Below are 24,360 nucleotides of genomic sequence, written 5' to 3' on the forward strand. Positions count from 1 at the left end.
CCAATTTGGCACGCGGTGGCGCAACAATGGCCCGTTACGTGCGGATAAGTATGGACTCATATTATGGCTTTGCCACCCAGTAGGATAGTGCTTGATGGTGGCTGCTAGCTGTCTTAAGGCGCTAGTGCTAGCAGAGGCTTGCCATGGGGAGCGCCCTGTACATGCTGCAGCTTGGCTGCGTAAACCTTGGCGATGGTCGCGGGGTTAAGTACTTGGTTGGGCAGGCCGTGGTCAATCCGCTGCCCTTGATGCAGCAGCCATACCCGGTCGGCGTAGGTGCTGGCGAGATTCAGGTCGTGGAGTACGCAGACCACCGACATGCGGTGCTGCGCGGCCCAGGCATGTAGCTGGCGCATCAGGCGCTGCTGCTGGCCGATATCCAGAGCGCTGGTGGGCTCATCCAGCAATAGAATACCGCCATCCTTGGCGGTAGGAGAACACCTTGAGAGGAGTTGGCAGGCGCCTCGGGCAATCATTGCCCGCTGGCGTTCGCCACCGGAGAGCGAGAGCACGCTGCGCTTGGCGAGGTGGGTGAGATCCAGGTCATCCAGCAGTGCCGCTACCAGTGATTTGGCCGGGTTGCTGCCAAGACTCACCAGCTCATCGGTTTGCCAGTCAAAGCCGGGCAGCTCCTGCTGGGCGACTAGCGCCCGTCGGTTGGCAAGCTCAGCGATGGGCCATTCGCGCAGGGGTTTGCCATCCAGATGTAGTTCGCCCTGCTCGGCAGGGCGAAAGCCTGACAGCATGCTAAGTAGCGTGCTCTTGCCCGCGCCGTTGGGGCCGACAATAGCCAGCAGCTCGCCGGGGCGAAGGGTGCCGTCCAGGGGAGCGATGGCGGGCGCGGTGGTTAAACCCGCCTGATGAAGCGTTAGCATGCTCGGTTCCTGCGCATCAGTAGGTACAGGAAGTAGGGGCCGCCCAGCAGGCTGGTGAGTAGCCCTACTGGGATTTCCGCAGGCGCAGCAACGGTGCGGGCCAAGGTGTCGGCCACGACCAACAGCAGCGCACCGCCTAACATTGAAGCGGGCAGCAGCAGCCGATGACCGGGACCTAACCAGAGCCGCAGGCAGTGGGGCACCAGCAGGCCCAGGAAGCCAATCACACCGGTAAGCGCTACGCAGAGCCCTACGCCCAGCGAGGTCGCGACCACCACCCGGCGTTTTAAACGGCTCGCATCCAGCCCCGCCGAGTGGGCGGTTGCTTCGCCTAGCTGCAGTAGGTCGAGTTCGCGCGCGCTGCGCATTAACAGCCACAGGGCAACGGCAATCAGCACCAGGGCGAGCGCCGTGGTGCGCCACAGGGCATTCGTCAGCGTGCCCATGCCCCATAAACTAAGCTGGCGCAGCTGTTCATCGCTGGCGATAAAGGCTAGAACTCCACCGCCCGCCCCGGCCAGGGTATTGATCGCCAAACCCGCCAGTAGCAGGGTCATCACCGCGGCACTGCCGCCGCCCTGGCGCTTGGCTAGGCCAAACACAATCAAACAGACGCATAAAGCGCCCAGAAAACCCGCCGCAAACTGGCCGTAAAGGCTGCCAGCGCCGCTGTCTTGAAACAGCACAATCCAAAGCGCCACAAACAGCCCCGCGCCGCTGGCAAGGCCGAGCAGGGTTGGGTCGGCCAGCGGGTTACGAAATAGCCCCTGCATGGCGGCACCGCTACCGGCGAGCATCGCGCCCACCGCGATGCCCAGCAGTAAGCGCGGCAGGCGCAGTTGCCACCACACCTGAACACTGAGCGGGTCTGCTTGGCCGCTGATGAGTCCCCAGGGGGAAACGCCCAACGTACCGGAGGCGGCCGCCCAAGCTAAGGCCAGCAGCAGCGCTGCAGTTAAACCGGCGAGCACGCGGCTGGTTCGGCTAAGTGGCTGCCGTAACCGGAAACGGTAGGCGTTAAGAATCGCAATCATGGGCTTACTTGGGCGGTGGTGGTTTGGTCAGAACGGGGTTGAGCGTTAGCTGTCGAGCCCAGTAGCGCTTCAACGCTCTGGCGCAAGGTAAGTAGCTGGTCGGGCGTGCGTGGGCCAAAGCCGAGCAGCGCTTGGTCATTGATCACAATTAGTTGCTGCTTTCGACCCGCTGGCGTTAACGCCATACCGGGAAGTTGCCATAGAGCGGCTTCACCGCCCAGTGCCGCGAGCCCACGCTCGGAGACAATGACAACCTCGGGTGCCTCCTTGGCCAGCGCTTCGGCGCCCACGCTGTGGTAGCCCTGCATCTCGGCAAAGGCATTCTCCAGGCCCACCGCTTCAAGTGCGGCATGCGCTGCCGTATCGCTGCCCGCCGCTCTTGGGGTTAAGCCGCTATGCTGCATGATAAACATAGCGCGGGTCGTCGGGAGGGCGGGCAGGCTGGCTAGCCGGGTGAGTTTGTCGTTCAAGGTATCCGCCAAGGCCTCTGCCGCGTCGCGACGGTCAGTTAGTTGGCCGACGGCGAGGACTTTATCGGCAATGGCATTGAGGGTGGGTGGGGCGCTGATAATCTCTACGCTGACACCGACAGCTGCCAACTGCTCCAGTACTTCCTTGGGGCCTGCGTGCCCGGCGGCTAACACCCGGTCAGGTTTAACCGACAGGACGCTTTCAGCGGAGAGCTGGCGCAGGTAACCCACCGAGGGCAGCGTCGCCATGGCGGGTGGATGCACTACTGTGTCATCCCGGGCGATCACGTTGATATCGGCATTCAAGGCGGCCAGGGTTTCGGCGATATCGCCGCCCAGCACCACCCAACGTTCGCTGGCCAGTGCAGCCCCGATGCTCAACCACCCCATCAGCAGGGTTGCCAGTAAGCGGCGCATCGAGCGTTTTGCATTCATGCCACCGCCTCTTGCTTGCCGAGTTCATCCAGCAATTGCCGCCACTCTCGGCGCTCCGCGCGGCCTTCCTGGCGCTCTGCGTAGAGCTGCAGCACCAGCGAGCCTTCGGCATCGAAGGCCTCGATGCTGGTCACGCCGCCGTCGCGGTTGGGCTTGCTGACTTGCCAAACCTGGTCAATTGCGGCGTCATCAAGGTGCAGGGTGAACTGCTCGCCAAACAGGTTTAGCCAACCACGGGCGCGTTGCGGAGCGGGCAGTGTGCCGGTACGAATCTGCACGCAGCCGGGACTGGCGACAAACAGCATCAGCGGCAGCCCGCGCTGGCTGGCGTGCTGAAGCACCATCTCCAGTGCGTGCGTAGGTAACGCCCGGGTATAGCGGCCTTCCATTAGTTGGTTGGCTTCAATGCGCTCCAAGCGGTGGCGCTGTAGCAGCGCAAAAAATTGGTGCACATCGCGCATCGCGCCCCATTCGCTGGCCAAGGTGGGGGCTTCGGGCAATGGGCGTTTCTGGCGGGGCATGCTCTGGGTAAACGCCGGCGTGTCACTCGTGCCCAAGGCTGCAAGTGCACCCCAGGGGCGCGGTAACGGAAGCTCCAGGCCAAAGCATTTATGCACGGCGCAGCCATGCTGATTAAATATCTGGACACTCCACCGCCACTGCGGCTCTTCACTGTTGATGGAGGGCATAGGGTCACGAATCAAGCAGGCCCAGTGCCAGTGGGTGTAGAGCAAGCGCAGATCCAGGCCGCCGGGGTCGAGCAGCAGTCCAGTTTGCGGCCCGCCGCTGAGTTCAGGGTAATCACCGGTTTGTTCCAGCACGGCCAGCCGGGAGCGGGTCAACGCTTTCACTCGCCCCAACTGTGGCAAGTAAGCGGCAAGCTCGTTAGGCGAGAGGGGCAGCGTCCATACATCGCGGCCCAAGCGAGCGGCCTGGAGTTCGCCTTCGCTGATCGCTAAGCGTTCGGCAATCTCAATGGCGGGAAGGCGCGGCTGAGCGGCGCGCGCCGCATCAAGGGCTTCGAGAATGGCGATCTGTTGGGATGGCATCATAACGCACCTCTTTTATGGTTCACTGGTGGGGTTTACCACTGCCAGTTGAGGGTGGCGAACAGGCTGCGCCCATCGCCCAGGCTACCGTCGGGGCGGTACCACACCTTGTCAGCCAAATTGGCAAGGCGCAGCGAGGTATCGACGGCCGGAGTGATTTGCCAGGCGAGATGGACATCGTGCAGGCCATAGCCGGGCAGGCGTTCATCGTCGCCCTGTTTATCGAAAGACTGGGCAAAGCGCGCTTGCCACCCGAGGCGCACGTCGCTGCTGTAGAGTGCCACCTCGCTACCCAAGGTCGCTTCCAGCGGTGTTTGACTGCCCAGTGGCTCGCCGGAGTCGCGGTCTTTACCGGAGACTTCCGAAAGGCCCACAAAGCTGGTCAGTAACGGGAAGGCGCTGGGCTGCCAGGTCACCCGGGCGTCATAGCCCCATAGCTGGGCACGCTGAACGTTCACCGCCTGGGTGGTGCCTGCCATGATGTCGACCTGGGTGTCGATAAAATCGTCGGCGCGGGTATCGAAGTAGCTGGCGCGAACCTGCCAGTCGCCTTGATGCCAGACCACGCCGCTTTCCCATGTGCTGCTCGTCTCGGGCGATAGGTTGGGGTTAGGGATCCAGTAGTTATCCGGCGTGCAGAAGGTGGGCCCAGCGCAGAAACCGGCAAAGTGGCGCTCGTTGGCGTAAAGCTCAGAAAGGCTAGGGGCACGAAACGCTTCAGCGTATCCCGAGAACAGCATCAAGGCGTCGTTGGGCCGCCAAGCAAGGCGAAAACGCGGCGATACCTGGTCGTGAACGCTATCGGCATCGTTTTGACCGCTGGCGTCGTAGCGGTCATAGCGGGCGCCAAGACCCACATCAAACTGCCCGGCACCGCCATCGGCTAGATAGCGTCCAGCGGTAAGGGTGGTGTCGAGATAGGCTGCCTGGGTATCGATATCGGCGTTAGGGAAGCCGTTGGCTTCGCCGTCCGGCCGTTGGCGGGCTTGCTCCAGTTCGGCGCCGAATACCAGCGTTTGCGAGAGCCAGCCGTGATCCATGCGGTGGTAGCCGTCGCTCTGTAGCCCGACGCGTTCTAAGGTACGATTGGCCTGGGGCTCGTCAATATCCTGCTGGCTAAAGGTAAGCCGGGAGGTGATGTCTGTGGCAGCGCTGGGCTGCCAGCGGTGGCCCAGTTGGACGTTGTTGCTCTCCACATCGCGGTCGCGCAGCGGATTGCTGGCATCGGTGGAGAGCTGCTGTGGGTTGGCGGGTTGGGTAGCGCGTTCGTCGTAGTGCTGCCAGCTCATAAACACTCGCTGCTCATCGCTTGGCTCCCAACCGCCTTTTAGCAGCAGGCTATTGAGGGCAGCGTCTTCTTCGGCTTCTTCGCCCCCGGCGCGGCGAATATCGCCGGATTCACTGCGGCCGATCGAGAACAGACCATCCACCTGCCCACGGGCGGTATCGCGACGACCGAAGGCGGTTAGACTCCCCCGCATTTCGTCGCTGGCCGTCGCGCCGCCCACGGAAAGGCGTACGCCGCTCTCTTCGCCGGGGGCAAGCAGATCCTTAGCTTCCACACTGGTGAAGCTGACCACTCCACCCATGGCATTGCTGCCATACAGGCTGGAGAGCGCACCACGGGCAACCTGGACTTCTTGAATCAAGCCGGGGTCAAGGAAGAAGTTACCGATGTGGCCGGTGGAGATATCCTGACGAACGCCATCCAGGCGTACCAGTACGCCTGCGCGCCCAAAGCCACGCATACTCAAGGTTTGGCCATTACGGCGGCCTTGCCCGGCAACGTGCAGGCCGGGTTGGCGGCTAAGCACGTCTTCGACCCGGCTGGCGGTGGCTAGCACGGCGTCATCGCGATCAATAATATCGATAATCAGCGGTGCCCGGGAAAGGTCGGTAGGCACCCGGGTGCCGGTGACCGTTACCGGGTCAAGTTCGGCGTCGTCTGCTTGGGCGGCGAGCAGCGGGAGCAGGGTTAACAAGAGGCCACTAAAAGCGCGTGTGTGGTTCATAAGCCAGAGAGTTCCAACCGGGATAAGTGGAAGAGGTCGCTGGCTGGGTGCGATGGGCTACCTGGCTGGCTTTGCTGTATAAATCTTTAAATTAATCAGGGCCTGAAGTGTTTACCGCTTTAAGCATTGAGGATGAGCTTGCCGCTTTTAGTGCGGCGCAACACATAGCGGCGCTGTTCATGGTGAATCACCAGGTGGCCTGAGCTACCAAGCAATTCGCTGCTATCTACTTCGCGGGGCGCTGAGGTCGATGTATCCCTTTGGGGTGTATCCCCCTGGCGAGTGCCCTTATCGGCGAGCTGCATGAGAGGATAACTCCTGTGTTAATGATAACTATTAGCGTTAATTTAGCAGAGTTGTCGATATCTCTCAATAGGATTTGGAGAGGATAGGCGGGTTAACCACACGTTCTTCATCTAAATGCAGCCACTACGTCATCGCGTTGTCATTTAGCTTCTTTAGTGTCTCCTAACGTTCAATCGTTGGCCTACAAACGATCAGGGGGAGACCAGAATGAGTAAAGAGATCGAAGATCATCGCCTGTTTAACCACAGCGGCAATCAACCTTTCGCAGAAGTATTGGCGCACCATGTATCCCGGCGCGATGTAATGCGCGGTGGTTTGAGCATGGCGGCAGCCTCGATGCTTAGCTTTGGCGGCGCTGCTCAAGCGCTTGCCTCCAGCGGAGCCCAAAAAACACCCCTGACACTGGCGTTTGAGGCGGTTCAAGGATCACTTACCGATGCTGTGGTGGTGCCAGAAGGTTACGTGGCCCAAATCTTAGTGCCTTGGGGGACGCCGTTAAGCGCTGGCGACAGCTGGCAGTCTGACCAGCCAATGACCGCCGAGCGCCAAGCCTCTAGTGTGGGCATGCACCACGACGGTATGGCTGGCTTTGCCCTGGATACCGACAACGCCTCACGGCGTTTTGTGCTGGCGCTTAACAATGAGTATATCGACCAGTCGGCACTCTGGGCGCCCCAGGGCGGCCCCACCAATGCAGATGAGGGCAAGCGTCCGGCCGAGGAGTCACGCACCGAGATCAATGCTCACGGTGTCACCCTTGTCGAGGTGGAAAAAGACGCCAGCGGCCAATGGGCGCATGTGCCGGGCTCCCGCTATAACCGCCGCTTTACCAGCGCAACGGAAATGGATCTGGCTGGCCCCGTGGCGGGCAGTGACTACGTCAAAACGCGCTTTTCGCCAGCGGGCACCCAAACCCGTGGTACCAACAATAACTGCGGTAACGGGGTAACACCCTGGGGCACCTATATTGCCTGCGAAGAGAACTGGCCAAACGTCTTTGTTCATACTGGCGAGCGCTTCCAGGACGACGCGCGCATCGGTATTCCCACTGAACGCGGCCGCTATGCCTGGGAAACCTCGGCGGGTGACGCCTCAGAAGAAAATGACGAGTTTGCCCGCTTTGATATCACCCCAAGGGGCGAGCGCGCAGAAGACGATTATCGCAATGAGGCCCGTACCTTTGGTTATCAGGTCGAAATCGACCCTTACAGTGATGCTCGAGCCGTTAAGCGCACAGCCCTCGGGCGTTTTCGCCATGAAGGCTGCTGGTTAGGCAAGCTGGAAGCTGGCAAGCCAATCGTTTACTACTCAGGCCACGATGCCCGCAACGAGTACGTGTATAAGTACGTCTCCGACGCGGCCTGGGATCCCGCCGATGCCAATCGGCCAGGCGAGGCATATGACCGTCTTGCCATTGGCAACAAATATATGGATAACGGCACGCTCTACGTGGCCCGCTTTCACGCCGACGGCAGCGGTGAGTGGCTGCCGCTAACGCCCAGTGCTCAAACGCGCGATGGCCGCACGCTGGCGGCGGCGTTGGGGCTAGCCGACGACGATGCGGCAGGTATCATCATCAACACCTGTGATGCAGCAGATTTGTTGGGTGCCACGCCAATGGATCGTCCTGAGTGGGCTTCCGTCGATCCGGCATCAGGAGAGGTGTATCTCACCTTAACCAATAACACGCAGCGTACCGCTGAAGAGACAGCCCCAACTTACACTAATGACGGAGAGCACCTGGAACAAGCAGGAGTTGGTTACGATTTAGCGCCCACCAATGCCCCCAACCCTCGCGCCAATAACGAAGCGGGGCATATTATTCGCTGGCGGGAAAGCCGGCTGCCCAATGCCTTTACTTGGGAAGTGTTTGTGTTTGGTGCTGCCGTTGACGATGCTGATAACCTTTCGGGCTTGACCGCAATGAACCAGTTCGCCAGCCCAGATGGGCTTTGGTTTGACGAGCGCGATGATGGGCAGGGCATTCTTTGGATTCAGACCGATAACGGCTACGAAGGCATTACGGAGTACACCAACGACCAGTTGCTTGCAGTAGTCCCCAATGGGCTGGACGATATCCAGGGAACCGGCCCGGTGATCAACAACAGCAACCAGCAGCAGCTCAAGCGCTTTGCAGTGGGGCCCAATGGCTGCGAAGTGACGGGTATCTTTGCCACGCCGGATAAAACCGCGCTGTTCATTAACATTCAGCACCCCGGTAACTGGCCTGCCGATGGCAGTGCGCTGACCCAAGATGCCACCGTTGCCGCTAGCGGCCAAGTCCGCCCGCGGGCATCAACCGTGGTGATTCAAAAGCGTGACGGAGGGCCTGTAGGGGTTTAAGAGCCAGGCTTAAATACACAGTAGCAAGCCTATACAAGCGTCGAACCTCTCCCAGGTTCGACGCTTTTTTTGATGCTAGCGTTGCGCTACATGGCATGTTTTCTTACGAGCCTCTAGCGCCTGAATGGCATCGACCTTTAGTGGCAGCTGGTTGGCCCAGAGAATATCTTCGCGGCAATGGCCAAGATCCTGTAACAACTGATCGTCGTAAGCCAGTAGCGGCAAGATATGACGTCGAAATAGCCGCCGACGCCGGTAGCGCCACAAGCGCATATCGAGCGCTCGAATCAGCCGCATTGACGGCATGGCCGGCATGTAAAAATGCAATTTTGGCGGCTTGGGCGGCGGCGCCAACTGGCTGGCTTTTTCCCAGGCGTCATGGGCATGTTGGGTCAGGGCTTCGCGCTTCATCTCGCACCTCCATTGTCACCCCCGCTGCACAGAAAGCGGCGCCTAAGCACCGACTGGGCAGGTGTGAGCTGTGATTAATAAGCAGGAGGGTCGCGACCTCTGAGGAGTAGCTTGATACGCATTATTGGATCAATCAAACGAAAAGATCTACACTTAGCATTAAGATTTCCTGAAAGGTGAGCGTGATGAACCAACTCTCTACCCTGCCACCCAGTCGGGACGCCTTGCCGCTACTGGATAGCGAGGTGCTGCGCACTTTCGTGACGATTGCGGAAAGCGGCAGTTTTACACGCGCCGCCCAGCAGCTATTTCGCACTCCTTCCGCGCTAAGTATGCAGATCAAACGGCTGGAAGAGATCCTCGGCCAGACGCTGTTTGTACGCGAGGCGCGGCATGTCCGCCTGACGGCTGAGGGGGAAGTACTGCTGGGCTATGGTCGCCGGCTGCTTAAACTCAACGCTGAAGCCGTGACCCAGTTTCTAGCGCCTGCCATCGAGGGACGCGTGGGGCTGGGGATAACCGACGACGTGGTGGGGCGTATTTTGCCCACTGTACTGGCCCAGTTTGCACGCTCGCACCCGGCGGTGCAGGTCGATGTCGAGGTGGGACGCAGCAAAGATCTGCTCGCCAGGTTGGACGAGGGCGAGCTTGATCTCGCCCTCGTGATGGCCGGAGGGCCTGGTCAGGCCGGACGTGGAGAGATCGTCCACAGCGAACCGCTGGTGTGGGCGGGGCGCGAGGATGGCGTTGCCGTGCAACGAACGCCACTGCCGGTGACCCTGGCCCAACAGGGGTGCGCGTGGCGTCGAATTACCCTCAATGCCCTTGATCAAGCGGGGATTGCTTACCGCATTGCTTACTCCTGTGACCACTGTGCCGGGCAGGAGGCCGCCATGCTGGCCGATTTGGCCGTGACGGCATTTCCAAAAAGCTTGGTTCGTCCGCCGCTCAAACGTCTGCACAACGAATCGCTGCCCCCGCTAGGCGATTACCAGGTGGCGCTGGTGAAGCGAGCAGGCAGTGGCGATGCCAGTGAGGTATTGGCTGAACAGGTGGTCGAGGCGTTCCGGGAGGGTTAAGAATTGTCTAGCCCTCCATTAAGGTGCGCAGCGGGAGCTGCTCTTTATTGATGGGCGTCTTGATAACGATATAGCTGAAGTACTTTTCAATGCCGATTTCGTCCTCGATAAGTGCCTCCATGACGCGTTGATAATGGGCAATGCTACGCGCTATAAAGCGCAGTAAATAGTCATAGCCGCCGCTAATCAGGTGGCACTCCATGACCTCATCGACCTGGCGAATTTTTTGCTCGAAACGCAGAAAGTCTTCCCGGTGGTGGTCTGACAGGGTGACCTCTGTAAAAACGGTCACGCTCTCCATCATTTTCGAAAGGTTGAGCCGGGCTTGAAAGGAAGTGATATAGCCAGCGGCTTCCAATCGTTTGACGCGCTGCAAACAGGGGCTGGGCGATAGCCCGACAGCATCGGCCAAATGAACGTTAGTCATTCTGCCATCCGCTTGAAGCTGAACGAGAATGTTAATGTCGATACGATCAAGACGAACGCTGGCCACCATGCAAGTTCCTCTGCATTATTAGGGTTGTTAAGGGGGCGGTAAAAACGCCCCATTAGTTTGGGCTAATACCTTTGTCTAAAGCAATTCGCCGCGTAGAGCAAGCTGATGCTGATAAATAAAGTCGCTTAGCGAGATACACGACGGCGTTAGGGGCTGGTCCGCTTTGGCACTGCGCGTGATACGACAGTGCCCGCCTCGGCGATTGACGGGAGCGGGGCCGGCGGTTAAGAGCAGGACGTGATTATCCGCCTCCATCTCCCGAAGCTTGGCGCGCGCGGCCACAAAGCTGCCAGTGGTGAGCCGCTCATTCGCTGAAAGGCCTATGCGCTGATTAAACGCAGAGAACTCCTGCTCATTGAGGGACGTCACGACTCTGAGCTGATAGAACTTGCGCAGATAGTGAATAGCCCCAGGGGCATCTTCATAAAGTGAGCCAAAGCCAAGTGAGCTGGCAAACTCGATCCCTTCTTGCCAATCCACCTCCAGCCCCCAGCGGTTGGCCAGGGCGCGATAGACAGTACAGTGAGCCGAAACGGCGCCCATCTGCTCATCCGTGAGTTCATGTAGCGCCTGCACATAGTCTGCTAATACCTGCTCTTGCGTTGGTGGGGCACGCATCAACGCTAGCAGTGGCGATAAGCCCCGCACAATATCTCTATCACGATCGATCAGCACGCCATGGGCATCCATGCATAGCGTCGTATAGTCGGTCAGTTGCATGACGTCCTGCTCTCCTGGCGTTGGCGATGAATTAGTGGGTGGTGTTCGATAAGGCGTTGTCCAACATCGCCACTGCTTCGTCGATGTGTTCGTCGCTGGTATTCAGCGGCGCCAGGAAGCGAATGACATTGCGGTGAACACCGCACTTGATCACCAGCAAACCCGCTGCACGGCAGTGATCGATGACCTGTTGCACCAGGGCGGCGTCTTCCGGTGTGGCCCGCGGGCCGTTGAGAAGCTCGATGGCAAGCATGGGGCCGTGCCCGCGTACGTCGGCAATCAAAGGGTGCTTGGTTTGCAGCTGGCGCAATCCTGTTTCCAGGCGTTTGCCCATGGCGATACCACGTTCAAGCAGTTGCTCATCGGCAAAAATATCCAGCACCGCCAGCGCCGCCGCACAGCTTAGCGCGCTGCCGCCATAGGTACCGCCGAGCCCACCCGGCGCGGGCGCTTGCATGATCTCAGTGCGACCAACCACGCCTGAAATGGGCAAGCCACCGCCCAGGCTCTTGGCGACAGTGACCAGGTCTGGCTGGATATGGCTGTGTTCAAAGCCAAACATCTTGCCCGTGCGACCGAAGCCGGTCTGAATTTCATCGGCGATAAGCACAATGCCGTGGCGTTCAGTCAAGGCGCGCAGTGCCTGCATAAACTCGACCGGCGCAGGCAGGAAGCCACCATCACCCTGTACCGGCTCGATCAGGATAGCGGCGACCTGCTCGGGGACGACTTCCGTGGCGAACAGCGTATCAAGCTCGGCAAGCACGTCCTCACTGCTGACGCCACGCAGCGCATCCGGGTAGCTCACGTGGTGGATAGCGGGGGCAAAAGGGCCAAAATTTTGCCGATAGGGCTGGCTCATACCCGTGAGCGTAGTGCCCAACAGTGTGCGTCCATGAAAGCCGCCGCGAAAGGCGATCACGTTGGGGCGCCCTGTATAGGAGCGGGCAATCTTAATAGCGTTTTCCACCGCTTCAGCGCCGGAGGTAAAGAGCACGCTTTGGTAGTCCTGTGTGCCGCCGACCAGCTTGGCCAGCTGGCTGGCCAGCTCTATATAGCCAGGGTAGGCAGCCACCTGGAAACTCATATGGGAAATACGTTCCACCTGGGCCTGAACTGCCGCGACGACGCGGGGGTGATTGTGGCCGACATTGAGCACGCCGATACCCCCCACAAAATCCAAATAGCGCTTGCCGTCGACGTCAAAGACTTCGCTGCCGCGGGCATGGGAAATGACGATAGGGTGGGCATTCACCACGCCGCGGGGAATGCACTGCTCGCGCTGGCTTAGCATGGCGTGGGAAGGGTGGGCGTCGGTCTTCATCTGCGGGCTCCTTAAACATATTCACGGTTATAGTCACGATATTCATGTTGTGGTGTGTTGGCGCCGCCTTTAGATAGAACGAGAGAGCGAGCGCCAATACCCATACGTTCTTGAGCTTACCGTTGTTAGCAAGCTAGATACGCTTGGCATGGCGTCGGTAACCGCGTAATCCTTCGTATTTTCCAGCCTGCGCAGCATCATCCACTGTCATGGGGGAGCGCAGCGTAATCTGCGCCTTGAGGGCGGATTTAGGCCCATGGCTTCGCTTCACCACTGCCAAAACGGTATCCGCTGCCTCTCAAACCACCGTAGGATGACGTTTTAGCTAAGGAGACGCGCTATGGCACTGCTGTATAAATCTGACCCGGTGCGCGGGGCTCGGTGGAAAGAACTGTTTGCCCAACACGCGCCTGATATTGAGTTCCGCCAATGGCCCGATATCGGCGACCCTAATGAGATCCGCTATTTGTTGGCGTGGACGCCCCCGGAAAACATCATGGCGTGCCTGCCCTCCCTTGAAGTGCTGTTTGCCACCTCTGCGGGAGTCGATCAGTTTGATTTTGACGCACTGCCTTCAGAGCTGCCGGTGGTACGGATGCTCGACCCCGCCATTGAGCGCGGCATGATCGAGTACGCCACCTTCGCCACGCTGTGGTTGCACCGTCGCATGGGCGACTATGTGCGCCAGCAGCGCGAGGGAAAATGGCAGGCGCATATGCTTGTCCCTACTGAAAAACGACGCATCGGTATCCTCGGTTTAGGCCAGCTTGGCTGCGCCATCGCCACCCATCTGGCAGGTTACGGTTTTGACGTGCGCGGCTGGTCGCGTTCGCCAAAGCAGGTGGCGAATGTTCACTGCCACAGCGGCCAGACAGCGCTGGATGGGTTCCTGGCTGAAAGCGATATTGTGATCTGCGTGTTGCCGCTGACCGACGCCACTCGCGGTATTCTCAACGCAGACCTTTTTGCACGCATGCCCGAAGGCGCGGCCTTGATCAACATTGGCCGTGGCGAGCACCTGGTTGACCACGACCTGACGCAAGCCCTCGACGACGGGCATCTGAGCGCTGCGGTGCTGGACGTGTTGAGTGAAGAGCCGCCCGCCGATGACCATCCCTTCTGGCGAGACGAGCGGATTTTGCTGACGCCCCACGTGGCCGCGATGACGCAGCCGGATAGCGCTTTCCCTGTTCTGCTAGACAACTTGCGTCGTTATCAACGCGGTGAGCCAATGATTGGCCGTGTCGATCTGCAGCGTGGTTACTAGCATAGCGTTTCCCCACTCGCCCGCTCTGTATCGGCGAGCGAGTGGGGTATGTCGGCGTTCGTTAAGTCCGCGTTAGTCCAACCCGCCCATATGAAACGCTTTCTCTTCCAGGTACTCATCCAGCCCCTGGCGGGCACCTTCACGCCCCAGCCCCGACTGTTTCATGCCACCAAAGGGTGCCACTTCCATGGAAATGGAGCCGGTGTTGAGGCCGACCATGCCGAACTCCAGCGCTTCGCCGACCCGCCAGGCCCGGCGCACGCTTTCGGTGAAGAAGTAGGCGGCTAGCCCAAAGGGAGTCGCGTTGGCAATACGGATGGCGTCTTCTTCGCTGTCAAATTGCATAATGGGGGCGACGGGGCCAAAGGTCTCTTCCTGGGTGACCAGCATGGCTTCGGTTACCTTGGTGAGCAGTACCGGCGCCACAAAGCGATCCTGACCACTGGGAACCTCACCGACCACCCGTTCAGCACCGTGGGACAAGGCGTCATCGAGATGGCGGGCGACTTTGCTCACCGCCTGGTCATTGATCAGTGGGCCGATCGTGGTGCCTTCCTGCATGCCGTCGCCACAGCGCAACGCCTCGATTTCGGTCGCCAAGCGGGCGACAAAGCGGTCATGAATGCCGGATTGAACCAGGATGCGGTTGGCGCAAACACAGGTCTGGCCCGCGTTGCGGAACTTGCTCGCCATTGCCCCGGCCACCGCCAGTTCCAGGTCGGCATCGTCAAACACGATCAGCGGGGCATTGCCGCCCAGCTCCAGGCTGAGGCGCTTGATATCGTCGGCGCTCTGGCGCATCAGCAGGCTGCCCACCCGGGTCGAACCGGTGAACGATAGCTTGCGCACGGTGGGGTTGGAGGTCAGTTCGCCACCAATCCCTTCGGGCAACCCGGTGACGATATTCACCACGCCCGGGGGAAAGCCAGCACGCTCCGCGAGGACTGCTAAGGCCAGTGCTGACAGCGGCGTCAGCTCCGACGGTTTGATGACAATCGGGCACCCCGCCGCCAGGGCCGGGGCGCACTTGCGGGTAATCATGGCGATGGGGAAGTTCCAGGGGGTAATCGCACCACACACGCCTACCGGCTGTTTGAGGATCACAATGCGGCGATCCGCGCTGGGGGAGGGGATGGTCTCGCCATAGGCGCGGCGTGCTTCTTCCGCAAACCACTTGATAAAACTTGCGCCGTACTGAACCTCTCCTCGTGATTCGGCTAGCGGCTTTCCCTGTTCCAGGGTCATCAATACCGCCAAGTCCTCACTGTTTTCCAGTATCAGCGCATGCCAGCGCTCCAGCAGTGCTGCGCGCGCTGCCGCTGTTTGCGAACGCCAGGCGGGCCACGCCGCTTCGGCGGCCTCGATTGCCCGGCGGGTCTCGTTGGCACCCATGCTGGGTATGCTAGCCAGCGCTTCGCCGCTGGCGGGGTTGGTGACGGTCAGCGTGGCCGCATCGTCGGCGACGCACCATTGTGCGTTGATAAAGGCCTGCTCACGTAGCAGGTTACTGTCATTGAGGGGCAGCGTCGGCATGCTTTTCTCCTTGTCATGAATAGGGCTAGTGATTAAACGGGCGCGGTTGACGGCTGTGTATGGGTCGACCATTGGCACCCCTCCAGCCAGCCTGGCTGGAGTTCAGGCACCGAGCCGATCAGCTTGCGGGTGTAGTCGTGCTGTGGCTGGTTGAGCACCGTGCTGCAGGGGCCGAACTCCACACACTCCCCCTGGTAAAGCACCATGACGTCGTCGCACAGCGAGCGCACCGTCGAGATATCGTGGCTGATAAACAGGTAGGCAACGCCCAGTTCACGGCGCAGTTCGGCCAGCAGCTCGAGAATCGCAGCGCCTACAACGGTATCCAGCGCCGAGGTCACTTCATCGCAGAGGATCAGATCGGGCTCCGCGGCCAGCGCCCGGGCGAGGTTGACGCGCTGCTTCTGGCCACCTGACAGCTCGCTGGGCTTGCGGTCGAGCAGGGTGCGCGGCAGTTTGACCAGATCCATTAACTCTTCCACTCGCTGGCGGCGAGCATCGTGACTCATCTGGAAATAGGTTTCCAGCGGTCGGTTGAGTAGCCGACTAACCGTGTGGGCTGGGTTGAGCGCATTGTCGGCGCTCTGAAAGACAATCTGGATACGCCGAAACTGCTCTGATGTGCGTCCGCGCAGCGTGGGAGATAGCTCCCGGCGATTGAACTGTACTTCACCCCGTGACGGTGCCACCAGGCCAGCGACTGCTCGGGCAAGCGTTGACTTGCCTGAGCCGGATTCACCAATCACGCCTAACGCCTGGCCGCGATCAATGCGCAGTTGGATATGATCCAGCACGACATTATTCGGCAGCCCATTGCGATCACAGCGTCCGTAGCCCACTTGAAGATCATCAATGCGCAACAGTTCGTCGCCGCTTGCCGGAAGGCTGGTGGGCACGCGGGTCTCCGGTCGTGCCGCCGCCAATAAGCTACGCGTGTAGGCATGGCCTGGATTGTCCAGGATTTGCCCTATGGGCCCTTGCTCCTGCTCCTCCCCGGCCTGTAGCACCAGCACGTGATCGGCAATCTGCGCCACCACGGCGAGGTCGTGAGAGACATACAGCGCCGTGGTACCCCGCTCGCGCATAACGCGCTTGAAGGCCCGCAGCACATCGACCTGGGTGGTCACATCCAGTGCCGTGGTCGGTTCATCCAGAATCACCAGGGCGGGATCGGTAATCAAGGCCATGGCGGCCATAAGGCGCTGTAGCTGGCCCCCGGAGACCTGGTGGGGGTATCGGTCGCCGATATGTTCTGGGTCGGGCAGGGCCAGCTCGCCAAACAGTTGAATGGCTTTCTGCTGCGCTTGCTGTCGATCCATAACGCCATGGATAAGCGCGCCTTCGATGACCTGATCCATCAGGCGGCGCGAGGGGTTGAAGGCGGCCGCGGCGCTTTGGGCAATGTAGGTCACCCGGTGGCCGCGAAGCGCGCGGGTTTCCACCGCAGAGAGGGTGAGTATGTCGGTCTCTCCCAGTTGCACACTGCCCCCGGCGATCCGGCAGCCGCGCCTGGCGTAACCCATCATGGCCAGCGCAATGGTGGTCTTGCCTGAACCGGATTCACCGATTAGTGCCATCACCTCGCCTGGTTGGAGCGCGAAATTGATCTGGCTGACGATCGTGCGCTCCTCCTCACCAGGCGGGGTCGCACAGATATCAAGATCGCGTACGATCAGCGATTCACCTTGCATGGCATCACTCCTTCTGGTTATCGCGGCTGTTCGAGAGGCTGTCGATCAACAGGTTGGCACCGACGGTTAATGAGCCAATCGCCAAGGCTGGCGCAATCACTGCCAACGCCCCCTGGCTAAGACCGCCGATGTTTTCACGCACCAGGGAGCCCAGGTCGGCGACTGGTGGTTGCACGCCTAAGCCCAGAAAGCTCATGCCGCTAAGCAGCAGTACGATAAACACAAAGCGCATGCCCATATCGGTGAGCACGGGCTGGATCATATTGGGAAAAATTTCCACGGCGGCGATATACAGACGTCCCTCTCCCCGGGTATGGGCGACTTGAACGTACTCCAGGGTGGAGAGGTTTTTGGCCAGGCTATGGGCAATACGAAACGAGCCCGGCGCGTAGCTGAGCACCGCCGCCAGAATCAGCAGCGGGATAGAGGTGCCAAAGGCGGAGACCATCACCAGGGCCATCATTTTGCTGGGGATCGAGATGAGCGTATCGAATATCCGCCGAACGCTCTCCTCGAGCCAGCGCGGCAGGAGCACCGTCAACATGCCAAAGCCCGCACCAACCAGAGTTGACAGCAGCGCGGCCACTAGCGCCAGCCCCACGGTATAGCGCGCTCCGGTGAGCATGCGGCTGAGCATATCGCGGCCCATATAGTCGGTGCCCAGCAGGTGGGCTGTGCTCGCACCGCCATAAATCTGATCAGAGACAAACGCGCCCATGGGATAGGGCGCCAACAGTGGCCCAAACATGGCCACCAGTAGCCAGAAGCTGAACAAACCAAGACCGATCCAGCGGGTGAGTTGCAGCCGGGAGCGGTTGCGTTGTTTGGGGACCGCTATGGGCAGGCGGCTTCTGGGCGAGACATAGGGGGGACGGTTGCCCTTGCTAGCGGGCATTGTCTTGGTGTCGTTCATCGGTTTCGCAGCCTCGGGTTGGAGAGGATCGCACACAGGTCGGCCAGCATGACCAGCAGCAGATAAGCGCCGCAAAAGATCATGGCGCAGGCCTGTACCAGGGCGAGATCGCGATTGGAAACCGCATCGACCATTAAGCTGGCGATGCCTGGATAGTTGAAGATGGTTTCGACAATGATGACCCCGCCCAGTAGATAAGAGAGGCTCAGGGCCACCGCATTGGCAATCGGGCCGACGGCGTTAGGCAGCGCATGGCGCAAGACACGTCGCATCGGTGGGACGCCTTTGAGCCGTGCCATCTCCACATACGCGCTGTCGAGCTGATCGATTAAGGCCGCCCGGGTCATACGTGCCATCTGGGCAATCAACACGCTGCACAGGGTGAGCACCGGCATGGCGTAAACTTTCATAAAGGCGCCCAAACTATCGACAGTGGAGACGTAGGAGAGCGCCGGTAGCCAGCCGAGTTGCACGGCGAAAATCAGTACCGCCAGGGTGGCGACCAGAAACTCGGGCACCGCTACCATCGAAAGGGTGATCAGGTTTAGGGTGCGGTCAAGCACGCCACCCCGGCGCATGGCGGCGGCGATACCCATGATCAGCGCCACGGGGACTGAGATAGCGGTGGTAATCGCGGCTAGGAGTAGCGAATTGGGGAGCCGGTCATTGACCAGTTGTATGACATCCACGCCATTACTGGCGGAGCGCCCAAGGTCGCCAGTGGCAAAGCCACTTAGCCATTGCCAGTAGCGCAGCAAGGGCGGCTGATTTAGGCCTAGCTGGGCGCGCAGCGCCTCTACCTGTTCCGGCGTGGCAAACTGCCCCAGTACCTGCTGGGCGGTGTCCCCTGGCAGCAGCGAGGTAATCGCAAAGATCACCAGCGATACCATCAGCAGAGTAATAAGACTGGAGGCTAAGCGACCTAGTACCAGTCCAAAGAGTGAGTCGCGCATATTTCTTCTCCGGCTCAAGAGCCATGTTCGCCATCACCAAGCGTCGTTAGCCGCTTTTGTGATAATGCCCATGGCTCGTGATGACAGTAGGGAGAGCAGGAATTAACCTTTCCACCAGATATGCTCGGCGAACATATAGCCCATGAAACTGCCCAGGGGGACGGTACGATCCATGCCGCCAATGCGGGCATCGAAGCTTTCAATGCTGCTTAGGAAGACGGGGATGCCGATGCCTCCCTCTTCATGGATCATGGTCTGCATGTCGGCGTACATCTGCTTGCGGGTGGCCAAATCCGGCTCTCCCCGCGAGGCAATCACCAATTGATCAAACTGCTCGTTGTGCCAGCCGGATTCGTTCCAGGCTGCGCTGGAGAGGAAAAACTGTGAAAGCAAAATATTCGCGGTGGGGCGGGGATTGATATTGCCGAAGCCCAGCGGGTGTTTCATCCAGTGGTTAGACCAGTAGCCGTCCGAGGGAACCCGGTTGATATTAAGGTTGAGCCCTGCCTGAGCCGCGGACTGTTGGAGAAGCACGGCCATATCTTCCGACGAGGAAGCCGCAGGCGACGCCACGAGTGGCACGGTTGCGCCTGCCAGCCCTGCCTTGGCAAGCAAGGAGGCCGCCCGCTCCGGGTCGTACTCTCGCTGGGGTAGCCCATCGAAGTAGTAGGGGGAGCTGGAGATAATCGGTTGGTCGTTGGCGATCTCCCCATAGCCGCGCAGGGCGACGCGCTTGATCTGCTCGCGGTCGAAGAGATACTTCATCGCCTCGCGGAATTCGGGGCGGCTGGTGGGCTGCTGGTCAAAGCGCATGACCAGGTCGGTGTAGTTACCGGCGTTCGTCGCTTTTACCTGGTAGCCGTCACTGGTTTTCAAGCGCTCTGCGGAGTTGCCACTGACTTCGTTGATCATCTGCACATCGCCAGAGAGCAGTGCATTAACCCGTGATGATTCGTCGCTAATCCCCACCACCTCAATGGCATCCAGATAGGGATGGCCATTACGCCAGTAGTTCTCATTCCTAACGCCGATCGAACGCACGCCGGGGGTAAACTCCTGGCACTTAAAGGCGCCGGTTCCCAGCCCTTTCGAGAAGTCGGTCGTGCCGTCTGCCACAATCACCAGGTGCGAAACGGCCAGGATGGAGGGTAACTCGATATTGGGCGAGGAGAGGTTGAATTCGACGCGGTGATCGTCCAGTGCCCGGATACTGTCGATCTGCTCGACCATGGAGGCGACCTTTGAACCCGTCGCGGGATCCTGATGGCGCATGATCGAAAAGATCACATCCTGGGGTGTGAGCGGTTTGCCATCGTGGAAGGTAACGCCGCGCCGCAGGGTAAAGATCCAGTGGCTGCCGTTATCGGTATTCTCGAACGACTCCGCCAGGCAGGGCTGGGGCGTCAGATCTTCATCGTACTGGGTCAAGCCGTTATAAAACATGTAGGCGCGGACATAGTCGATGGCCGTCGCCCCTAAGGCGGGATCCAGGGTGTCTTTAGTGGATGCCGAGTGTGCCGCTATGCGGATACGGCCGCCGTACTGGGGCGCTGCGCTTTCGCTATCCGCCGCCCAGGCCGAGGAGAAACCGGGAAAGGCGCCAGACGCGGCGGCAAAGACGCCCGCCGCGCCAAGGACTTTCATGGCCTCGCGTCGAGACAGCCCGCGCTGCATGGCGTTGTAAACCTGCATGCTTTGTTCGGGAGAAACAAACAGATCATTAGGATTTTTTTCACGTGTCATAAGCCTTCTCCTTACTGCGATTAAGTGTTGTTGTGAGTCTGGCAGCGCGTGCTTAGCTGTTTTTTTAATGGCCCTGTTTTTAATAGCCTTGTTCTTAATTGCCTTGTTTTGTAATCGCTATTTTGATCCCTCTCTTGGTGAGTTTGGAAAGTCGTGTGAGTGCTGTGGTGATGGTCTAATGCAATCTATCCTGTAGTCGGTACCAACTGCCCACCAGGGGTAAAAACCACGGTTTGCCAAAATGGCCGGGGATAGCTGGCCACTTGGTATCCTGCCAAGGATGGTTTTGGCGGTTGCCAAGCATCACCTCGGCTAATACATTCCCCATATGCACCGACATCTGTACCCCATGGCCGCTATAGCCCATGGCGTAGTACATGCCATTGTGCTGTCCTGCATGGGGAAACCGGTCTTTGCTCATATCCACCAGCCCGCCCCAGCAGTAGTCGAGCCGCACCCCTTTCAGTTGGGGAAAGGCCTCTTCCAGGCCGCGCCGCAGTATCTCGCCGCTTTTGGCATCCGATTGGCTGCCGGACATGGCAAACCGTGCCCGCCCGCCGAACAGCAGCCGATTGTCGGCGGTAAGCCGGAAGTAGTGACCGACGATGCGGCTGGTAACGTAAGAGCGCCTCTGGGGTAGTAGCTGGGCACACTGGGCGGCTGAAAGCGGCTCGGTGACGACGATAAAACTGCCCACCGGCACCAGGCGGCGGCGAAACCAGCTGAGCGGGCCTTTTTGCGAAGCGCCGGTGGCTAGCAGAACGTTTTCGGCGCGAATGTCACCGCTGGGTGTGCCTAGCCGGTACGTGGACTTCTCGCGGGTGATACGGGTCATCGGCGTACGTTCAAAAATATGCGCGCCATGCCTGGCTGCCGCTTCGGCCAAGCCGACGCCGAAACGGCCCATATGCATCTGGCCGCCGTTACGCTGCAGCAGCCCGCCATGGTAGAGCGGTGAGTCGACCTCCTCTCTAACGGCGGCGGCGGAGAGCATCTCCACGTCGCTATCCACATCACGGCGAATGGCGTCGCAGGTACGCGCGAGCTTGTCGTAGTGCTCTGGTTTAGCCGCCAGCTTCAGCTTGCCGTGGTGCAGGTAGTCGCAGTCGATCGCCTCTTCGGCCATCACCTGCTCGACGCTGGCGACCGCCTCGGCATAGGTGGTGTAGTGGGCAATCGCACGATCGCGGCCAAGCTGCTCGACCAGACTGGCGTAGTCTTGGGCCACGCCGGTGTTGCACTGGCCGCCGTTGCGCCCCGAGGCTTCACCAATGATTTGGCCTGCCTCCAGCAGCGCCACGCTGGCCCCGCCCCGGGCCAGCGTGCGTGCAGCCGACAGCCCGGTAAAACCGCCGCCCACCACCGCAACATCGTAGTGCTCTTGGGTGAGTGCCGGCTGGCCCCCGGTAAAGGGGGGCGCTGTGGACAGCCAATAGGAGTTGAGTTGCATGGGCGGCTCCTGCACGGTGGGCGAAACAGTCAGCTTAGAGACCGACTAACGCGGGCAAGTCGCGGATATCGTTAATTTTGGTCGCCCCGTAGCCGTCGCAATAGGGCTCGTGGTTGCGCGCCACAAACGCCTTGTTCTTGATGCCCATCAGGTGAGCTGAAATAAGGTCATAGCGGAAGCTCGAGGAAACGTGCAGCAGCTCTTCGGGGTGGCAGTCCAGGTTGTCGATCATGGCTTCGAAGGCGGCTAGACGTGGCTTGTAAACTTTGAACGTATCGGCGGTGAAGACCTTGTGAAAGGGCACCTCAAGCTTCTGCACGTTCGACATGATCTGGCTGTCATCGGCGTTGGAGTAAATCACCAGGGGGATTTTGTCGGCAATTTTCGAAAGCCCCTCAATCACGTCCGGGTGTGGGCCCCAGGTAGGGACGGCGTTGTAATAGAGCATGCCTTCGTTGTCGCGGTATTCGATGCCCCAACGTTTGCAGGTGCGCTCCAGCGCCGCACAGAGAACCTCGGCGTAGGGCTTCCACTCGCCGAGGACTTCGTCGTAACGGTAGGTGCCAAAATCCTGCACGAAGCGCTCCATGCGCTCGGCATCGGGGATGCGATCAGCAAAAATTTCGCGCGTCATGCGCCCCATCTGGAAGTTGGTGAGTGTGCCGTAACAATCAAAGGTGATGTACTTAGGGCGCATAATCTCGCTCATGGTGCTTGTTCCTCTTTTGTCATGATTGGGGTAATGGGAGAGTCCTTAGCGCAACGACTCATTTCATTACAGCATTCTTGAGCAGGCGCCAGACGCTGAAAGTGCGCGCCCGGCTAACACAAACCGCCTTTTTTTGGGAGGGATGCAGCACAGAATGCGGCAGGCCGATCACATCATTTCTGGCTGGCGGATACGGCTGCCATCGGAGAAGCGTTTGATGTGGTAAGGCTCGGGATCTACAACCGGCGTTGCATTGGTCGCTAAGTCCGCCGCCAGCCTGCCCGCACCAGGCCCAATGCCAAAGCCGTGGCCGCTAAAGCCAGCGGCGACGATAAAGCCGTGGATGCTCTCAACCGGGGAGATGATCGGAATCATATCCGGCGTGGTATCGATCATGCCGGCCCAGGCCCGGGCAATATGGATACCTTTCAGTTCGGGGTACTCTGCCTTCAGTTCTGCCAGAGCGGCACGTGCCTGAGGTAGATCAGGGGTGGGGTCAAGCACGCGCTGGCGCTCAAACGGCGATATCTGATCGAACTGCCAACTACCTGCCGCTTCTGGCCCGTTGAAGAACGACGCGCCAATGCGGATCTGCAGCTTCTTGGCTAATTTGCTGCGGTAGGCGGCGTAGAATTTGCTCGCGTAGCGAAGCCCTTGGGGACTGATCTCCACCCGGCCAAGCCCTGGCAGCGCCAAGGTGTAGCTGCCATCAAGGCGGCGGCGCAGTGCGACCTTGGGGGTGATCAAGCAGCCCGGTGTGACCTCCGGCGCAGCGGTGGTTTGCAGCGCGGTGCCCATGATATTGGCCGAAGGTAGCTCAACGCCGTGGCGACGGCAGAAGCGAGAACTCCAGGCCCCACCCGCACAGATGACCGTCGAGGTTTTGATCAATCCGTGCTCCGTCCAAACGCCGCTCACTCGCCCGTCGTGCAGATCCAGACCGCGCACCGCACAGTTTTGGTGAAGGTAGGCGCCGTGTTCACGGGCCCCAGTAGCAATGGCCGAGCAGGCCATCGAGGGTTCGGCCTGGGCATCGCTGGGCGACCATACGCCGCCAATACAGGGTGACGTGGTGCCGGGGGCGCGCTTGCGGGCTTCTTCAGCGCTCAACATATGGCTGATAAAGCCACGTTCACGGGCTTGCTGCCCCCAGGCCTCCCATTTGGCAAGGCTCTCTGGGCTATCCGTGGTGTAAACGATGCCGTTGCGTCGAAACCCCACGTCGCGGCCTATCTCTTGGGAGAACGCCTCCCAGCGGTCAAGGCTATACATGGCCAGCGGCAGCTCGAACATATCGCGATTCTGCTGGCGCACCCAGCCCCAGTTGCGGCTTGACTGCTCAGCGCCGATAAGCCCCTTCTCCAGCAGCGCCACCGAGACCCCTTGACGAGCCAACTCATAGGCGGCGGTCGTTCCCACAATACCGCCACCGATTACCACCACATCCACCTGCTCGGGAAGGGCCGGGCTGTCGTGCACGGCGTCCACATTGATAAACATGCTGCTACCTCTAGTTGGTAGATAAAGTCACCATACAGTACGCGGTG

At 60.0% G+C, this 24,360-nt stretch carries 20 protein-coding genes and 1 pseudogene; 3 read left to right on the plus strand and 18 right to left on the minus strand.

The window, feature by feature from the left end:
• Positions 1-113: 113 nt before the first annotated feature.
• The 6 genes and pseudogenes from ACT3UM_RS00375 to hemP all read right to left on the minus strand — a co-directional run.
• Positions 114-815: pseudogene (locus ACT3UM_RS00375) on the minus strand (ATP-binding cassette domain-containing protein); the annotation flags it as partial.
• 53 nt (positions 816-868) lie between these two features.
• The gene (locus ACT3UM_RS00380; protein WP_498895062.1) at positions 869-1,909 is read right to left on the minus strand and encodes a FecCD family ABC transporter permease; all 1,041 of its coding nucleotides are present in this window, start codon (positions 1,907-1,909) and stop codon (positions 869-871) included.
• Entirely contained in the window at positions 1,906-2,814 is a 909-nt protein-coding gene (locus ACT3UM_RS00385; protein ID WP_498895064.1) for a heme/hemin ABC transporter substrate-binding protein, read from the minus strand. The genes ACT3UM_RS00380 and ACT3UM_RS00385 overlap by 4 nt, the downstream gene beginning before the upstream one ends.
• On the minus strand, positions 2,811-3,866 hold the full coding sequence (locus ACT3UM_RS00390) for a ChuX/HutX family heme-like substrate-binding protein (RefSeq protein WP_498895066.1): 1,056 nt from the start codon (positions 3,864-3,866) through the stop codon (positions 2,811-2,813). Before ACT3UM_RS00390 ends, ACT3UM_RS00385 begins: the two co-directional genes overlap by 4 nt.
• A 32-nt stretch (positions 3,867-3,898) precedes the next feature.
• Positions 3,899-5,875 carry a TonB-dependent receptor domain-containing protein gene (locus ACT3UM_RS00395; RefSeq protein ID WP_498895068.1) on the minus strand — a complete coding sequence of 659 codons (1,977 nt, stop codon included), beginning with the start codon at positions 5,873-5,875 and terminating at the stop codon, positions 3,899-3,901.
• A gap of 119 nt (positions 5,876-5,994) precedes the next feature.
• Positions 5,995-6,180, minus strand: a complete 186-nt coding sequence (gene hemP / locus ACT3UM_RS00400) for a hemin uptake protein HemP (protein WP_498895070.1) — start codon at positions 6,178-6,180, stop codon at positions 5,995-5,997.
• A 208-nt stretch (positions 6,181-6,388) separates the two neighbouring features.
• Between hemP and ACT3UM_RS00405 the strand changes: the two genes are divergently transcribed.
• Positions 6,389-8,524: a PhoX family protein gene (locus ACT3UM_RS00405; RefSeq protein ID WP_498895072.1), complete on the plus strand. Its 2,136-nt coding sequence runs from the start codon at positions 6,389-6,391 to the stop codon at positions 8,522-8,524.
• 75 nt (positions 8,525-8,599) lie between these two features.
• Here the strand turns inward: ACT3UM_RS00405 and ACT3UM_RS00410 are convergent, their stop codons facing one another.
• Positions 8,600-8,935 (minus strand): hypothetical protein, encoded by a 336-nt coding sequence (locus ACT3UM_RS00410; protein WP_498895074.1) that lies wholly within the window; start codon positions 8,933-8,935, stop codon positions 8,600-8,602.
• Between the two features lie 185 nt (positions 8,936-9,120).
• Between ACT3UM_RS00410 and ACT3UM_RS00415 the strand changes: the two genes are divergently transcribed.
• Positions 9,121-10,014 (plus strand): LysR substrate-binding domain-containing protein, encoded by an 894-nt coding sequence (locus ACT3UM_RS00415; RefSeq protein ID WP_498895076.1) that lies wholly within the window; start codon positions 9,121-9,123, stop codon positions 10,012-10,014.
• A 7-nt stretch (positions 10,015-10,021) separates the two neighbouring features.
• Here the strand turns inward: ACT3UM_RS00415 and ACT3UM_RS00420 are convergent, their stop codons facing one another.
• The 3 genes from ACT3UM_RS00420 to gabT all read right to left on the minus strand — a co-directional run bounded on the left by ACT3UM_RS00420 (position 10,022) and on the right by gabT (position 12,554).
• Positions 10,022-10,510, minus strand: a complete 489-nt coding sequence (locus tag ACT3UM_RS00420) for an Lrp/AsnC family transcriptional regulator (RefSeq protein WP_039857397.1) — start codon at positions 10,508-10,510, stop codon at positions 10,022-10,024.
• Between the two features lie 75 nt (positions 10,511-10,585).
• A complete protein-coding gene (locus ACT3UM_RS00425; RefSeq protein WP_498895079.1) occupies positions 10,586-11,230 on the minus strand; it encodes a hypothetical protein in 645 nt (214 codons plus the stop codon).
• A 31-nt stretch (positions 11,231-11,261) separates the two neighbouring features.
• Positions 11,262-12,554: a 4-aminobutyrate--2-oxoglutarate transaminase gene (gene gabT / locus ACT3UM_RS00430; protein WP_498895081.1), complete on the minus strand. Its 1,293-nt coding sequence runs from the start codon at positions 12,552-12,554 to the stop codon at positions 11,262-11,264.
• Between the two features lie 340 nt (positions 12,555-12,894).
• Between gabT and ACT3UM_RS00435 the strand changes: the two genes are divergently transcribed.
• Complete coding sequence (locus tag ACT3UM_RS00435) at positions 12,895-13,821, plus strand: 2-hydroxyacid dehydrogenase (protein WP_498895083.1); 927 nt, start codon at positions 12,895-12,897, stop codon at positions 13,819-13,821.
• 72 nt (positions 13,822-13,893) lie between these two features.
• On the opposite strand, the gene ACT3UM_RS00440 is transcribed toward ACT3UM_RS00435, so the two are convergent.
• The 8 genes from ACT3UM_RS00440 to ACT3UM_RS00475 form a co-directional block, all read right to left on the minus strand.
• Positions 13,894-15,354, minus strand: a complete 1,461-nt coding sequence (locus tag ACT3UM_RS00440; RefSeq protein WP_498895085.1) for an NAD-dependent succinate-semialdehyde dehydrogenase — start codon at positions 15,352-15,354, stop codon at positions 13,894-13,896.
• Between the two features lie 32 nt (positions 15,355-15,386).
• Positions 15,387-17,045 carry an ABC transporter ATP-binding protein gene (locus ACT3UM_RS00445; protein ID WP_498895087.1) on the minus strand — a complete coding sequence of 553 codons (1,659 nt, stop codon included), beginning with the start codon at positions 17,043-17,045 and terminating at the stop codon, positions 15,387-15,389.
• Between the two features lie 4 nt (positions 17,046-17,049).
• The gene (locus tag ACT3UM_RS00450) at positions 17,050-17,958 is read right to left on the minus strand and encodes an ABC transporter permease (RefSeq protein ID WP_498895089.1); all 909 of its coding nucleotides are present in this window, start codon (positions 17,956-17,958) and stop codon (positions 17,050-17,052) included.
• On the minus strand, positions 17,955-18,911 hold the full coding sequence (locus tag ACT3UM_RS00455) for an ABC transporter permease (protein WP_498895091.1): 957 nt from the start codon (positions 18,909-18,911) through the stop codon (positions 17,955-17,957). Before ACT3UM_RS00455 ends, ACT3UM_RS00450 begins: the two co-directional genes overlap by 4 nt.
• 102 nt (positions 18,912-19,013) lie before the next feature.
• Positions 19,014-20,654: an ABC transporter substrate-binding protein gene (locus tag ACT3UM_RS00460; RefSeq protein WP_498895093.1), complete on the minus strand. Its 1,641-nt coding sequence runs from the start codon at positions 20,652-20,654 to the stop codon at positions 19,014-19,016.
• Between the two features lie 175 nt (positions 20,655-20,829).
• Positions 20,830-22,104, minus strand: a complete 1,275-nt coding sequence (locus ACT3UM_RS00465) for an NAD(P)/FAD-dependent oxidoreductase (protein ID WP_498895095.1) — start codon at positions 22,102-22,104, stop codon at positions 20,830-20,832.
• A gap of 34 nt (positions 22,105-22,138) precedes the next feature.
• The gene (locus ACT3UM_RS00470; protein WP_498895097.1) at positions 22,139-22,813 is read right to left on the minus strand and encodes a haloacid dehalogenase type II; all 675 of its coding nucleotides are present in this window, start codon (positions 22,811-22,813) and stop codon (positions 22,139-22,141) included.
• A gap of 168 nt (positions 22,814-22,981) precedes the next feature.
• Complete coding sequence (locus ACT3UM_RS00475) at positions 22,982-24,313, minus strand: NAD(P)/FAD-dependent oxidoreductase (RefSeq protein WP_498895099.1); 1,332 nt, start codon at positions 24,311-24,313, stop codon at positions 22,982-22,984.
• Between the last annotated feature and the right edge of the window lie 47 nt (positions 24,314-24,360).

It is taken from the genome of Halomonas sp. AOP13-D3-9, assembly GCF_052379125.1.
GTDB lineage: Bacteria > Pseudomonadota > Gammaproteobacteria > Pseudomonadales > Halomonadaceae > Vreelandella.